Genomic DNA, 12,838 nt, shown 5'->3' with positions numbered 1-12,838 from the left:
ACCATTCAGTTCGGAGACCGCATCTCCGTCAATTGAAGTCCGACCCGTTTACACAAAAATTCGGACACGCCCTTTTCACGAGTGGCTCCGATATCACTTCCCAATGCGTGCGGAGCACGTCATCAGCTTGATTCGGCAAATGCGTGACGGAAAGGACAACGAAAGCAATTACGGTACACGAATGAGTGGGACTGGACCCTACGCTGAGCTACTGCGTAAGCGATTCAGGCTGGCCAAACGCAAGTTCGGCCTCGACGCGCCGGCCGTTCAATTGCAGACGTCCAACTTTGGAGTCCCGACCGTTCAACCATCGCTGTTCTAGCAATGCGCCCTCGGCTGAAGCTCCACCCCAGCGCGGCACAGTTTGTCCATTGAACATCAGGTTTAGGCCCCACTGAACAGTTCTTCGGAATGCGTTTTTCCCGCAGTAGCAAATTTCCATGAAACATAAGGATGGGCTGCGTCTATTGCTACGCCCGGCCCACGCACAGCTACCTGGGCCTGTCGCCGGGGCTGGACTTCGAGACCCGCATCATCGCCAAGCGCAACATCGCCGAGGTGCTGCGCGCCGAGCTGGCGCGGCCGGGGCATCGCCCGTCGGCGATCAACATCGGCTCGGCCACCGACTGCTACCAGCCCGTGGAGCGCGAGCTGCTTCTGACGCGCGGGCTGATCGAGGTGATGCGCGATGCGCGCCACCCCTTCACGCTGATCACCAAGGGCAGCGGCGTGGAGCGCGACCTGGATTTGCTCGCGCCGCTGGCGCGCGACCGCCTCGCGGCGGCCTGCGTCACCATCACCACGCTGGACGGCGATCTCGCGCGCATCCTGGAGCCGCGCGCCGCGGCGCCGCACCGGCGGCTGCGCACCATCCGCATGCTGGCCGACAGCGGCGTGCCCGTGGGCGTGAGCGTGGCGCCGCAGATCCCCTTCATCACCGAAGACATGGAGCAGGTGCTGGCCGCTGCGCGCGAGGCGGGCGCGACCAGTGCCTTCTACACCGTGCTGCGCCTGCCGTGGGAGCTGAACCCGCTGATGCGCGAATGGCTGGAGCTGCACTACCCGCAGCGCGCCGCGCGCGTGCTGGCGCGCGTGCAGGACCTGCACGGCATCGACGCGGCCGCGCGCGCCGCCGGCAAGAGCTACGACGCCAGCCATGCCTCGCGCATGAAGGGCACGGGCTTGTGGGCCGACCTGCTGCGCCAGCGATTTACCCAGACCTGCGCACGCCTGGGGCTGAACCGCGAGCGCATCGAACTCGACGGATCGCAGTACCGCCCGGCCCTCGCGCACGGGCAGGGTGTGCTGTTCTAGCCCGGGCTAGCCGAGCTGCTGCGCATGGTGGCGCAGGTGGTCTTCGACAAAGCTCTGGATGAAGTAGTAGCCGTGGTCGTAGCCCGCATGGCGGCGCAGCGCGAGTGGCTGGCCGAGAGCGGCGCAGGCGGCCTCGAAGGCCTCGGGCAGCAACTGCTTTTCAAGCAGGAATTTGTCGGCCAGCCCCTGGTCGACGAGGATGCCGCCGGGGTAGGGTGCGATGGGTTGGTTCTGCATGAGCACCGTCGCGTCGTGCTCACCCCAGGCCGTGCGGTCCGCGCCCAGGTAGCCGGTGAACGCCTTCTCGCCCCAGGGGCAGTTCACCGGGTTGGCGATGGGTGCGAAGGCCGACAGGCTTTTGAACCGGCCCGGGTGGCGCAGCGCCAGCGTGAGCGCGCCGTGGCCGCCCATGCTGTGACCGAAGATGCCGATGCGCTCGCCGTCGATGGGCAGGTGCGCGGCGATCTGCGGCAGCAGCTCGCGCATCAGCCAGCTCTCCATGCGCCAGTGCGCGGCCCAAGGGGCTTGCGTGGCGTCGAGGTAGAAGCCCGCGCCCACGCCGAAGTCCCAGGCGTCCGATTCGCCCGCCACGCCCGCGCCGCGCGGGCTGGTGTCGGGCGCGATCAGGGCCAGGCCCAGCTCGGCGGCGAGCTGCTGCGCGCCGGCCTTGATGGGGAAGGTTTCCTCGGTGCAGGTCAGGCCCGCCAGGTAGAGCAGGGCGGGCACCTTCTCGCCCGCCACCGCCTTGGGCGGCAGGAAGACCGAGAACTTCATCGGCAGCCCCGTTTCGCGCGAGGCGTGCTGGTAGAAGCGCTGCGCGCCGCCGTGGCAGGCGTGGGCGCTCTGGAGTTCGAGGGGAGTGGCCATGGCGTGTCAGGCGTAGTGCACGACGCTGCGGATGGATTGGCCCGAGTGCATCAGGTCGAACGCCTCGTTGATGCCGGTGAGCGGCATGGTGTGCGTGACGAAGGGCGCGAGCTGGATCTTTCCGCTCATCGCGTCTTCCACCATGCCGGGCAGCTCGCTGCGGCCCTTCACGCCGCCGAAGGCCGTGCCCAGCCACTTGCGGCCCGTCACCAGCTGGAACGGGCGCGTGCTGATCTCCTGCCCCGCGCCGGCCACGCCGATGATGACGCTTTGGCCCCAGCCGCGGTGCGCGCATTCGAGCGCGGCGCGCATCACGTTCACATTGCCGATGCACTCGAAGCTGTGGTCCACGCCCCAGCCGGTCATCTCCACGATCACCTGCTGGATGGGCTTGTCGTGGTCCTTGGGGTTCACGCAGTCGGTCGCGCCGAAGGTGCGCGCGAGGTCGAACTTGCCGGGATTCGTGTCGATGGCGATGATGCGCCCGGCCTTGGCGATCTGCGCGCCCTGGATCACTGCGAGGCCGATGCCTCCCAGGCCGAACACGGCCACCGTGTCGCCCTCCTGCACCTTGGCGGTGTTCTTCACCGCGCCCAGGCCCGTGGTCACGCCGCAGCCCAGCAGGCACACCTGCTCGGGGTTGGCGTCGGGGCTTACCTTGGCGAGCGACACCTCGGCCACCACCGTGTACTCGCTGAACGTGGAGCAGCCCATGTAGTGGTAGATGGGCTGGCCGTTGTAGCTGAAGCGCGTGGTGCCGTCGGGCATCACACCCTTGCCCTGGGTGGCGCGCACGGCCACGCACAGGTTGGTCTTGCCACTCTTGCAGAACAGGCATTCGCCGCACTCGGCGGTGTAGAGCGGGATCACGTGGTCGCCGGGCTTCACGCTGGTCACGCCTTCGCCCACTTCCACGACGATGCCCGCGCCCTCGTGGCCCAGCACGGCGGGGAACACGCCCTCGGGGTCGTCGCCGCTCAGGGTGAAGGCGTCGGTGTGGCACACGCCGGTGTGGGTGATCTTGACCAGCACCTCGCCCTTTTGCGGCGGGGCGACGTCGATCTCGACGATCTGCAGGGGTTCTCCGGCCTTGAAGGCCACGGCGGCGCGGGATTTCATGGGTGATGCTCCTTGTGGGGGGTCTCGGGCTACTTCAGGTACGAGCGCAACAGGGCCAGCGTTTCCTCCACCGCCTGGGGCGTGGGGGCCGGCTGCTGCGCCAGGGTTTCGCGCAGATGGCTGCCCAGCAGGTCGGCCATCAGCCCGTGCACCGCGCCGCGCATCGCGGCGAGTTGCTGCAGGATGGGGGCGCAGTCGCTGCCTGCCTCCACCGCGCGCTCCAGCGCCTCGGCCTGGCCGCGGATGCGGCGCAGGCGGGAGATGGCGCGTTGCTTGTCTTCGGCGGTGTGGGGCATGCCAGTGGTGTATGGGTACTAGGGTTGAGTATATAAGCCTTGCGCTTGATGGATGTGCGCAAAACCCATGAAATATGCGGCTACTAGGGGGTAGTATGTGCCTCCGCAGGCAAAAAAAGCCCGGGCAGGGCACCCGGGCGGTGGGTGAGGCGGGCCTCAGGCGCCGTGTTCCCAGTGCCGCACGCAGGCCCGCGCGAGCGCCTGGGCCGGGTCGGTGCTGATCGCCAGCAGCTGCGGCGCCGCATGCCGCAGCGCGATGGGCACCTCGGTGCAGGCCATCACGAGCTGCGTGGCACCGCGGCCGAGCAGGCGCTGCGCCGCATCGGCGATCAGCCGCCCGCCGGTGGCGATGTCGCCGGCCTTGATGGCGTAGCAGCCGGGGGTGAACAGGTCGTCCAGTTCCTGCGGACTGTGCGTCAGGTAGTCCAGCCCGGCCGCCTCCAGGCGCGCCTGGTAGAGCCGCTGGGCCAGCGCGCCCCGCGTGGCGATGATGCCGATGCGCTCGCCGGGGCGGTGCCGCGCGCGCAGGGCGTCGATGGTGGCGTCGACGATGTGCAGGATGGGCGCCGCGCTGTGCGCGCCGAGCGCGTCCCACCACAGGTGCGCGGTGTTGCACGGGATGGCGATGCAGGTCGCGCCCGCCGCGTTCAGGCGCGCGATGCCCTCCCGCATCGCGGGCAGCGGGTCCTCGCCGGTGCCCGCCAGCGCCAGCTGGCGGTCGGGAATCTGCGGCACGTTCCAAGTGACGGTGGGCACATGGTCCTGGTCGCGCCGCGCGGCGCGTGCCTGCAGGAGCTGGTGCAGGAAGTCCAGCGTGGCCAACGGCCTCATGCCGCCGAGCACGCCCACGAGCCGGGCCATGGTCAGAACGCCGCCTCGGGCGCGAGCGTGGAGCGGTAGGCGAACAGGCCCGCCGCGCCGCCGGTGTGCACGAACACGATGTTCTGCCCTTCGGTGAACACGTCCTTGCACACCAGGTCGATGAGGCCCGCGAGGCCCTTGCCGCTGTAGACCGGGTCGAGCAGGATGCCTTCGGTGCGCGCCAGCAGGTGCACGGCCTCGACCATGCCCTCGGTCGGCACGCCGTAGCCGCCGCCCACGTAGTCCGCGTTGGCGACCACGCGCTCGCCGGGGAAGTCGCCGCGCACGCCGAGCAGCGCCCAGGTCTCGCGCGCGAGCCGGCGCACGTTGTCCTCCTGGCGCTCGCGGGGCGCGCGCACGCTGATGCCGAGCACGGGGATGTGGCTGCTCACCGCCTCGAAGCCCACCACCAGCCCGGCCTGCGTGCCGGTGCTGCCGGTGGCGTGCACCACGTGGTCCACGCGCAGGTCGAGCGCGTTCGCCTGCGCGATGATTTCCTGCGCCGCCACCACGTAGCCCAGCGCGCCGATGGCGTTGGAGCCGCCGCCGGGGATGAGGTAGGGCACCTCGCCGGCGGCGCGCAGGCGCTCGCCCACGGCGGCCAGCTCGGCGTTCATGTCCAGGCCCGCGGGCCGCGTCTCGATGGCCGCGGCGCCCAGGATCTGGTCGAGCAGCACGTTGCCGTTGCGGTAGTAGTCCTCGGGCGCGCCGCTCACGCGCTCCTCGAGCAGCACCGTGGTCCTGAGCCCGTGCCGGTTGGCCGCGGCGATGGTCTGGCGCACGTGGTTCGACTGCGTGGCGCCCTGGGTGACGATGTGCGTCGCGCCGTGCGCCAGCGCGTCGCCGATGAGGAACTCCAGCTTGCGCGTCTTGTTGCCGCCCAGCGCCAGGCCGGTGTTGTCGTCGCGCTTGATGAAGATGTGGGGGCCGCCCAGCGTCCGGGTGAGGTTGGGCAGGTATTCCAGCGGCGTGGGCGCCTGCGTGAAGCGCACGCGGGGGAAACGGGTGAGGTTCATGGCGGGGTGTTCATGCCTTGTCAGGCGATGGTGGCGTCGAGGGATTTGGCGGCTTCCTGCCGCACGATGTGCAGGATGTCGCGCTTGAGCTGGCCGAAGCGCGCATCGGCCACCAGATCCTCGAAGCGGCGCGGGCGCTCGAAGGGCACGCGCAGCTCCTCGCGCACGCGGCCCGGGCGCGACGACAGGATGACGATGCGGTCCGCGAGGAACAGCGCCTCGTCCACGTCGTGCGTCACGAAGAGGATGGTGGTGCGCTTGTGCTGCCAGATGCCGGTGAGCAGCTCCTGCATTGCCAGGCGCGTCTGCGCGTCGAGCGCGCCGAAGGGCTCGTCCATGAGCAATATCTCGGGCTCCGGCAGCCAGGCGCGCGCCAGCGCCGCGCGCTGGCGCATGCCGCCCGAGAGCTGCCAGGGCGCATGCCCGGCGAAGCCTGCCAGGCCCACGAGGCGCAGGTATTCGTCCACCCGCGCCGCATAGTCCTGCGCGCGCTGGCCCGCCATGCGCGGGCCGAAGCCCATGTTCTGGCGCACGCTGAGCCAGGGGAACAGCGTGGGCTGCTGGAACACCATGCCGCGGTCCGGCCCCGGTCCGGCGATGGCGCGGCCGTCGCACAGCAGGCGGCCGCTGTCGGGCTGCTCGAAGCCGGCCACGAGGTTCAGCAGCGTCGATTTGCCGCAGCCCGAGGCGCCCAGCAGGCAGACGAATTCGCCATGCCGCAGCTCCAGCGAGATGTGGCTCAGCACCTGCTGCGCGGCAGCCTGGCCCGGCGCGGGGAAGCTCTTGCTCACGCCGTCGAGGCGGATGCGCACGTCGCGGTCCATGCTCATGCGTCCTTTCCCGACCAGGGCGCGAAGCGCCGGTGCAGCAGCACCAGCAGCGCGTCGAACAGGTAGCCGATCAGCCCCAGCAGCAGGATGCCGAGCATCACCACGTCGGTGCGCAGGTAGCCGCCAGCGTTGATCACCATCCAGCCCAGGCCCGCGTTCGCGGCCACCAGCTCGGCCGCGATGAGCGAGGTCCAGCCGATGCCGATGGCCAGGCGCACGGTGGTGAACAGCTCGGGCAGCGCGTTGGGCAGCACCACGTGGGTGAAGAGCTGCGCGCGGCTGGCGCCCAGCGTCTGCGCCGCGCGCAGCCGCGCCTGGCCCACGTGGGCGACGGCGGCGGCAGCGCCCACCATGATGCTCAGCACCGTGGCGATGAAGATCAGGAAGAACTTGGCGCCCTCGCCGATGCCGAACCACACGATCACCAGCGGCACCAGCGCGATCTTGGGCAGGGGCCGCATGAACTGCACGAACGGGTCGAGCACGGCCGACAGCGTGGGCGACAGCCCCATCGCCAGACCGAGCGGCACGCCGACGAGCACCGCCGCCGCGAACGCCGCGAGCGCGCGCAGCGTGCTGATGAGCACGTGCTGCCACAGCGGCGTCTGCCGGTAGCCGTCGGTGAACAGCTCCACGGCCGTGTGCCACAGCTCGGTGGGCGGCGGCAGCATCAGCGGGTCGGCCCAGCCCAGGCTGCCGCTGGCCTGCCACAGCAGCAGCACGCCCGCGACGGCGGCGGTGCTGACCAGCGTGCGCCGCGACCGTGCGCCGGGCCAGGCCCGGCGGCGCCGCGGCAGCCCGCCCGCCGCGGGCAGGCGCAGTTGCGTCTCGGTGCCCATGCGCACCTCACCGGCCCGCAGCGGCGCGCTGCAGGTAGGTGGTGTTGATGAAGGGGCCGTAGCTCGCCGGAATCTCCCGCGGGCGCACCTCGCCGATGCTGGCGAGGAACTCGGCCGAGTCCTTGTACGCCTGGGTGATGAGCGATTGCCCCTTGGTCTGCGCGTCGCCGATGAAGGCGGGCGTGAGCTGCTCCTGCAGCGACGGGTATTCCAGTCCGCCGAGCGTGCTGCGCACCGTGTCGGCCGGGATGTCGAGGTGCTTGGCGATGGCCTGCACCGCGCCTTCCGGGTCCTTCTTGTACTGGTCCACCTTGTCCTGCGCCACGCGCAGGAAGCGGGCGACCAGCTCGGGGTGCCTGTCGGCGAACTCCTTGCGCACCACGAAGTTGTTGAACACCAGCACCTTGTGCTTCTGCAGGTCCTTGGTGGCGAAGATTTCCTTGCCGCCTGAGGCCTCCATCTGCTGGGTGAACGGGCCCCAGACATAGGCCGCGTCGATGTCGCCGCGCTTCCACGCGGCCACGATCTCGGCGGGCTTGAGCGCCAGCGCCTTGATCTTGCGGCGGTCCGCCCCGGAGTGCTTCACCGCCACTTCGAAGGCGTATTGCGCCGTGGAGTTGGCGGGGTAGGCCACGGTCCTGCCTTCCAGGCCCCGGACGCCCTGGATGCCATCGCGCGCGATCAGCCGCTCGGACGTGGCGATGATCTCGGGCACGCCGATGACCTCGATCGGCAGCTTGCGCGCGATGCCCGCGGCGGCGGGGCTGGAGCCGAAGCGCGCGATGTCGATCTCCTTGGCGGCGAACAGACTCAGCACGTCCGCGCCCGAGGCGAACTGCACCCACTTGACCCTGGTGCCGAAGGCCTGCTCGAACGCTCCGTCGATCTGGCCCAGCACCCACACGCGCGGGCCGCCCGCCCAGGCCAGGCGCACCTCGGGCGGCACACCCTGTGCCTGGGCCTGCCCGACGACGGCGGCAAAGCCCGCGGCGGCCAGCGCCAACCATTTCCCCACACGAAAACCCGACATAACCATTCCTTAAAAACATTCGATATGAAGAACTGTATTTAAGAAACTTGTGGCTATGTAGTAAGGTTTCTGCATAACGATGCGCGCAAAACGCAGATGCGGGCCGTCCATGAAAAACACCCCATGGCCGCGGGCGCATGGGGTGCGGGAGCCGGCGCGGTGCCGGCCGGGAAGAAGGTGGGCGCCGTCAGTCCTCGACGAACGCCTCCTCGCGCTTCTTGCGCACGTTGGGCAGCAGCACGATCACCAGCAGCACCGCCGCGACGGCCAGCAGCGAGGCCGACAGCGGGCGCGTGACCAGCACGCTCCATTCGCCGCGCGAGAGCAGCAGCGCGCGGCGCAGGTTCTCCTCCATCATCGGGCCCAGGATCAGGCCCAGCAGCAGCGGCGCGGGCTCGCAGCCGAGCTTGTGGAACACGTAGCCGAGCACGCCGAAGATGGCCACCATCCAGATCTCGAAGGTGTTGTTGTTCTCCGAATAGACGCCCACGGCGCAGAACAGCACGATGGCGGGGAACAGCCACTTGTAGGGGATGGACAGCAGCTTGATCCACAGCCCGATCATGGGCAGGTTCAGGATCACCAGCATCAGGTTGCCGATCCACATCGAGGCGATCAGGCCCCAGAACAGCTCGGGGTTGCTGGTCATCACCTGCGGGCCGGGCTGGATGTTGTGGATGGTCATCGCGCCCACCATCAGCGCCATCACGGCGTTGGGCGGGATGCCCAGCGTCAGCAGCGGGATGAAGGAGGTCTGCGAGCCGGCGTTGTTGGCCGACTCGGGCCCCGCCACGCCGCGGATGTTGCCCTGACCGAAGGGCACCTCGCCGGGTTTCATCTTCGCTTTCTTCTCGATGGTGTAGGCCGCGAAGGCCGACAGCAGCGCGCCGCCGCCGGGCAGGATGCCCAGCGCCGAGCCGATGGCCGTGCCGCGTAGCACGGCGGGGAACATGCGCTTGAAGTCCTCCTGGGTGGGCATGAGGCCGCGCACCTTGTCGGTGAACACCTCGCGCTTCTCGGAGGGCACCGAAAGGTTGGCGATGATCTCGCCATAGCCGAAGATGCCCATGGCGATGGCCACGAAGCTGATGCCGTCGGTCAGCTCGGGGATGTCGAAGCTGTAGCGCGCCACGCCGGAGTTCACGTCCGTGCCCACGAGGCCGAAGGCCAGGCCCACCAGGATCATGGTGATGGCCTTGAGCAGCGAGCCCGAGGCCATGACCACCGCGCCGATCAGGCCCAGCACCATCAGCGAGAAGTATTCGGCGGGGCCGAACTTGAACGCCACCTCGGTGAGTGGCGGCGCGAACGCGGCGATCACCAGCGTGCCCACGCAGCCCGCGAAGAACGAGCCCAGCGCGGCGGAGGCGAGCGCCGGCCCCGCGCGGCCCTTGCGCGCCATCTGGTAGCCGTCGATCACGGTGACCACCGACGATGACTCGCCCGGCAGGTTCACCAGGATGGCGGTGGTGGAGCCACCGTACTGCGCGCCGTAGTAGATGCCGGCCAGCATGATGAGCGCTGCCGTGGGCGGCAGCGCATACGTGGTGGGCAGCAGCATGGCGATGGTGGCCACGGGGCCCAGGCCCGGCAGCACGCCGATGAGGGTGCCCAGCAGGCAGCCCAGGAAGGCATAGAGGAGGTTCTGCGCCGTGAAGGCGACCTGGAACCCCATGGAGAGGTGGTCGATCAGTTCCATGATGGGTAGTAGTTATGTGATGGAGGTGGAACGATCAGCCCACGATGAAGGAGGGCCACACGGGGAATTGCAGGTTCAGCGCCACGACGAAGGCCAGGTAGCTGCCTATGGCGAGGACGGTGGCGAGGATCAGCACGCCCTTGAGGTTGAACTGGTCGCCCGCCAGGCTGGCGATCAGCGTCAGCGCGTAGATGGCGACGATCATTCCCATGGGCGGCAGGCCGATGCTGGGCAGGCCGCCCAGCAGCACGCCGAACAACAGGTTGGCGCCGATGATGAACACCAGCGGGCGCCAGGCGATGGCGCCGACGGGCTCGCCGTCCTCGGTGGGCACGGTGAGCGCGCGCGCGGTGATGACCGCGCCCAGCAGCGCGATCAGCACGCCGACGATCAGCGGGAAATAGCCCGGCCCCATGCGGGCGCCGGTGCCCACGCTGTAGGTGGTGGCACCCCAGGCGAAGGCGACGCCGAAGGCGCTGAACAGCAGCCCCGCGGTGAAATCTCTCTGGCTGTGGATCTTCAAGGCAAAAGTCTCCTGATGGGCCCGTGCGAGGGGCCTGGTTGGTTGGCTGAAGGGGAGACGAAAATCGTAGGCGCGCCCCGCCGCGCGGCGCATGACCGAAGCATTGCCGGGCGGTAATGAAAGGCGCCCGATTTGCTATCGAAAAAGGAGCTGCTTGTGCTTGCCAATCAAGCGCTGGAGGTCGATTTGGCTTATATCCTGCCAGCCGGGCGCTTCATGACAGGGGCAATCGCAGGGTCACGCGCAGGCCCGGCTCGGCCGGCTCGATGCGCATGCCGCCGCCGTGCAGCCGCATGACGGCCTGCACGCTGGCCAGCCCCAGGCCGTGGCCGGGCAGCTCGGGCCGCAGGCGCACGAAGCGCTCGCCCAGCGTGGCGATGGCCTGCGGCGGGGCGCCGGGGCCGTCGTCCTGCACCACGATCTCGCTCCACGCGGCGCCGTCGCGGGCCTGCACCTGCGAGCGCACCTGCACCCGCGCGCCGCGGCCGCCGTACTTGATGGCGTTGTCCACCACGTTCACGAGGGCGCCGGCCAGCAGGTGGCGGTCGCCCAGCACGGGCGCGGGGTGCGTGCATTCCCAGTGCAGCGACACGCCCTCGTGCTCGGCCAGGTCCTCGTAGAGCTCCACCACGTCCTCTCCGATGGCCTGCCACGACGTGGGCGCGAACGGCGCGCGGCGCGTGCCGGATTCGGCCTGGGCGATGGACAGCAGCTTGTCCAGCACGCGGCTCAGGTCGTCGATGTCGTGCATGGCCGACTGCAGCGCGGTGCGCAGGGCGGCGGCGTCCGCTGTGCCGTCGTGCGCGGCCTGCAGCCGCAGGCGCAGGCGGGTCAACGGCGTGCGCAGGTTGTGCGCGATCGCGTCGGAGACGTGGGTCACGCCCTCCATGAGCTGGCCGATGCGGTCGAGCATGTGGTTGAAGTCCTGCTCCAGGCGCACGAACTCGTCGCCGGAGTCGTCTTCCACGGGCACGCGCTCGTGCAGCTGGCCGCCTGCGATGCGGGTGATGGTCTGGTGCAGTGCGTTTACGCTGCGGCCCAGCTCGCGCCGCAAGAACCAGGCGCTGGCCAGCGCCAGCGCGAGCGAGAACAGACCCGCCACCAGGCTGGCCGTGGCCACGGTGGATTCGATGCGGCGCAGCTCCCGCAGGTCGTGGCCCAGCACCAGCAGCGCGCCGTCGGGCAGCGGGTGGGCGAGCAGCTGCGCATCGACGGTCTGCGTGCCCAGCGCGAGCTGCTGCACCGTGGCCCCGGTGGTGCGCAGCGGGGGCAGCGACTCCACGTCGATGTTCCCGGCCAGGAAACGGCCGTCCGGCGTGGTGAGCAGCACCAGTTCGAGGTCGGTGTCGCGCCCGTCGTGCAGCACGCGGTGGATGGCCTGGGCCGTGGCCTCGGGGCCTTCGTGGGCGTATTGCAGCGCCAGGCGCTGCTGCGTCTGCAGCAGCTGGCGGTCCACGTTGCGGTGCAGGACGGAAGACACCTGGATGTACACCAGCGCCAGCGCGGCCAGCATGGCCAGCAGCACCAGGAAACCCGACAGCGCGGCCAGGCGCAGGCCGGCGGAGCGCCACAGGCCGTGCCCGCTGCCCGTCACGGATCGCTCTCGGGCGAGAGGGCGATGCGGTAGCCCACGCCGCGCACGGTGTGGATCAGCGGCGCCTCGCCCGGCGCCTGGAGCTTGTGGCGCAGGCGGCTGATCTGCACGTCGATGAGGTTGGTCTGCGGGTCGAACCGGTAGTCCCACACGGCTTCCAGCAGCATGGTGCGGGTCAGCGGCTGTCCGGCGTGCATCAGCAGGTAGGCCAGCAGCCGGAATTCGCGCGGCTTGAGCGCGATGGCCCGGCCACCCCGCTGCACCGTGCGGTGCACCAGGTCCAGGCGCAGGTCGCCCAGCTGCAGGGCCTTGGCCTCCTCGCCCGTGCGGGTGCGGCGCACCAGTGCCTCGATGCGCGCGGACAGCTCCGAGAACGCGAAGGGCTTGGTCAGGTAGTCGTCGCCGCCCGCCTTCAGGCCGCGCACGCGCTCGTCCAGCGCGCTCAGGGCCGAGAGCACCAGCACCGGCGTGCGCAGCCCCAGGCCGCGCATGCCGTGCAGGATGTGCAGCCCGTCCACCTGCGGGCCCAGCATGCGGTCGAGCACCACCACGTCCCACGGCTCGCCGCAGGCGCGCCGCAGCGCGTCGCGCGCCTCGCTGGCGATGATGGCCACGTGCCCCTGCGCCCGCAGTCCGTCGGCGATGTAGCGCGCGTTCTCCAGGTCGTCTTCGATCACCAGGCAGCGCCACATCATGGAAGGCATGGCGGCGGCGGGGGACTCGGTCATGGGGCCGGAAGCTCTTTCAAGGAAGGGAAGGGGAGGGGCGTCCATGGTAACGGCGCGCACCGGACGGGCAAGAAAAAACCCGCAGGCGGCGGGCGCCTGCGGGTTCTGGCTTGGCGGCCGGT

The 12,838-nt window shown here is 69.8% G+C and carries 12 protein-coding genes and 1 pseudogene; 1 reads left to right on the top strand and 12 read right to left on the bottom strand.

Features of this window, described 5'->3' with window-relative positions:
• Positions 1-456: 456 nt before the first annotated feature.
• Positions 457-1,314: pseudogene (locus AVS7_RS05670) on the top strand (radical SAM protein); the annotation flags it as partial.
• 6 nt (positions 1,315-1,320) lie between these two features.
• Here the strand turns inward: AVS7_RS05670 and fghA are convergent.
• The 12 genes from fghA to AVS7_RS05610 all read right to left on the bottom strand — a co-directional run bounded on the left by fghA (position 1,321) and on the right by AVS7_RS05610 (position 12,716).
• The gene (gene fghA / locus AVS7_RS05665; RefSeq protein WP_020227457.1) at positions 1,321-2,181 is read right to left on the bottom strand and encodes an S-formylglutathione hydrolase; all 861 of its coding nucleotides are present in this window, start codon (positions 2,179-2,181) and stop codon (positions 1,321-1,323) included.
• Between the two features lie 6 nt (positions 2,182-2,187).
• Entirely contained in the window at positions 2,188-3,300 is a 1,113-nt protein-coding gene (locus AVS7_RS05660; protein ID WP_020227456.1) for an S-(hydroxymethyl)glutathione dehydrogenase/class III alcohol dehydrogenase, read from the bottom strand.
• 29 nt (positions 3,301-3,329) lie between these two features.
• Positions 3,330-3,596 carry a metal/formaldehyde-sensitive transcriptional repressor gene (locus tag AVS7_RS05655; RefSeq protein WP_020227455.1) on the bottom strand — a complete coding sequence of 89 codons (267 nt, stop codon included), beginning with the start codon at positions 3,594-3,596 and terminating at the stop codon, positions 3,330-3,332.
• A gap of 156 nt (positions 3,597-3,752) precedes the next feature.
• The gene (locus tag AVS7_RS05650; protein ID WP_024000999.1) at positions 3,753-4,457 is read right to left on the bottom strand and encodes an aspartate/glutamate racemase family protein; all 705 of its coding nucleotides are present in this window, start codon (positions 4,455-4,457) and stop codon (positions 3,753-3,755) included.
• 2 nt (positions 4,458-4,459) lie between these two features.
• Positions 4,460-5,473 carry a D-cysteine desulfhydrase gene (locus AVS7_RS05645; protein ID WP_020227453.1) on the bottom strand — a complete coding sequence of 338 codons (1,014 nt, stop codon included), beginning with the start codon at positions 5,471-5,473 and terminating at the stop codon, positions 4,460-4,462.
• A 20-nt stretch (positions 5,474-5,493) separates the two neighbouring features.
• Positions 5,494-6,303: an ABC transporter ATP-binding protein gene (locus tag AVS7_RS05640; protein ID WP_020227452.1), complete on the bottom strand. Its 810-nt coding sequence runs from the start codon at positions 6,301-6,303 to the stop codon at positions 5,494-5,496.
• Positions 6,300-7,142, bottom strand: coding sequence for an ABC transporter permease (locus AVS7_RS05635; protein ID WP_020227451.1), 843 nt, complete (start codon positions 7,140-7,142; stop codon positions 6,300-6,302). The genes AVS7_RS05640 and AVS7_RS05635 overlap by 4 nt, the downstream gene beginning before the upstream one ends.
• A gap of 7 nt (positions 7,143-7,149) precedes the next feature.
• Entirely contained in the window at positions 7,150-8,172 is a 1,023-nt protein-coding gene (locus AVS7_RS05630) for an ABC transporter substrate-binding protein (RefSeq protein WP_024000997.1), read from the bottom strand.
• Positions 8,173-8,359: 187 nt separating this feature from the next.
• A complete protein-coding gene (locus AVS7_RS05625; RefSeq protein WP_020227449.1) occupies positions 8,360-9,871 on the bottom strand; it encodes a tripartite tricarboxylate transporter permease in 1,512 nt (503 codons plus the stop codon).
• Between the two features lie 34 nt (positions 9,872-9,905).
• Entirely contained in the window at positions 9,906-10,394 is a 489-nt protein-coding gene (locus tag AVS7_RS05620; protein WP_020227448.1) for a tripartite tricarboxylate transporter TctB family protein, read from the bottom strand.
• 214 nt (positions 10,395-10,608) lie between these two features.
• Positions 10,609-11,988, bottom strand: a complete 1,380-nt coding sequence (locus AVS7_RS05615; protein ID WP_020227447.1) for a HAMP domain-containing sensor histidine kinase — start codon at positions 11,986-11,988, stop codon at positions 10,609-10,611.
• Complete coding sequence (locus AVS7_RS05610; RefSeq protein ID WP_020227446.1) at positions 11,985-12,716, bottom strand: response regulator transcription factor; 732 nt, start codon at positions 12,714-12,716, stop codon at positions 11,985-11,987. The genes AVS7_RS05615 and AVS7_RS05610 overlap by 4 nt, the downstream gene beginning before the upstream one ends.
• Positions 12,717-12,838: the final 122 nt, after the last annotated feature.

The sequence above is a fragment of the Acidovorax sp. MR-S7 genome (assembly GCF_000400995.2).
In the GTDB taxonomy this organism is placed as follows: Bacteria; Pseudomonadota; Gammaproteobacteria; order Burkholderiales; family Burkholderiaceae_C; genus MR-S7.
The sequence above is the reverse complement of the archived record's forward strand: the minus strand, read 5'-3'. Positions and strand labels throughout refer to the sequence as shown.

What these genes read in the sequence shown, in the direction of transcription:
- AVS7_RS05660 (WP_020227456.1), bottom strand. Translation starts at nt 3,300, where the DNA reads ATGAAATCCCGCGCCGCCGTGGCCTTCAAGGCCGGAGAACCCCTGCAG.
- AVS7_RS05655 (WP_020227455.1), bottom strand. Translation starts at nt 3,596, where the DNA reads ATGCCCCACACCGCCGAAGACAAGCAACGCGCCATCTCCCGCCTGCGC.
- AVS7_RS05650 (WP_024000999.1), bottom strand. Translation starts at nt 4,457, where the DNA reads ATGGCCCGGCTCGTGGGCGTGCTCGGCGGCATGAGGCCGTTGGCCACG.
- AVS7_RS05610 (WP_020227446.1), bottom strand. Translation starts at nt 12,716, where the DNA reads ATGACCGAGTCCCCCGCCGCCGCCATGCCTTCCATGATGTGGCGCTGC.
- AVS7_RS05635 (WP_020227451.1), bottom strand. Translation starts at nt 7,142, where the DNA reads ATGGGCACCGAGACGCAACTGCGCCTGCCCGCGGCGGGCGGGCTGCCG.
- AVS7_RS05630 (WP_024000997.1), bottom strand. Translation starts at nt 8,172, where the DNA reads ATGTCGGGTTTTCGTGTGGGGAAATGGTTGGCGCTGGCCGCCGCGGGC.
- AVS7_RS05640 (WP_020227452.1), bottom strand. Translation starts at nt 6,303, where the DNA reads ATGAGCATGGACCGCGACGTGCGCATCCGCCTCGACGGCGTGAGCAAG.
- AVS7_RS05645 (WP_020227453.1), bottom strand. Translation starts at nt 5,473, where the DNA reads ATGAACCTCACCCGTTTCCCCCGCGTGCGCTTCACGCAGGCGCCCACG.
- fghA (WP_020227457.1), bottom strand. Translation starts at nt 2,181, where the DNA reads ATGGCCACTCCCCTCGAACTCCAGAGCGCCCACGCCTGCCACGGCGGC.
- AVS7_RS05625 (WP_020227449.1), bottom strand. Translation starts at nt 9,871, where the DNA reads ATGGAACTGATCGACCACCTCTCCATGGGGTTCCAGGTCGCCTTCACG.